The sequence below is a fragment of the Neisseria sp. P0021.S007 genome (assembly GCF_051956855.1).
This window is the reverse complement of record NZ_JBQCXA010001079.1, coordinates 1-535: the sequence shown is the minus strand read 5'-3', so window position 1 is coordinate 535 and position 535 is coordinate 1. Positions and strand designations below refer to the sequence as shown.

1 protein-coding gene is annotated in these 535 nt (G+C 42.4%); it reads left to right on the top strand.

Translation table 11 applies throughout. From position 1 onward, the window contains the following. Nucleotides 1-26 precede the first annotated feature (26 nt). A complete protein-coding gene (locus ACTHUR_RS17625) occupies nucleotides 27-179 on the top strand; it encodes an opacity family porin (protein WP_440400016.1) in 153 nt (50 codons plus the stop codon). Nucleotides 180-535 lie beyond the last annotated feature (356 nt).

Sequence of the window (535 nt, the reverse complement as noted above, 5' to 3'; positions counted from 1 at the left end):
GAATAATTGTTGGGGTAGGTGCTCATGTGGCTGTTAATCATGCTTCAACAAAAGTTGAGACAGCTAATTCATATCATGAACGTAAAGAAACTAAAACCGGCATGGGTGTAATGGCTGGTGTAAGCTACGAAGTAACTCCTAACGTTGCTTTGGACGCTGGCTATCACTATAACCATTAGGGCAAGATTAATAACGTTAAGTTCCATACTCACGAAGTATCTGCCGGTGTACGCGTAAAATTCTAATATTTGAATACTTGACATGAAGCAATCATTGCTTCAAATATCAAGTAACAAAAGGCCGTCTGAAACCTATTTCTCAGGATTTCAGACGGCCTTTAAGTTGTTTAAATATGTCTAACTTTTTGCTGCTTTTACTTTTGCTGCAAACCACAGTGCCGCAGCCGTTCCTGCCATATCGGCAATGCCATCCGCGATCGAACCTTGGCGCGTAGTAGTCAGAAATGCCTGAGCCAGCTCGCTGCCTACTGCGAATAATAAGGCGGCAAACAGAATGCCTTTATAGGGAATATTCC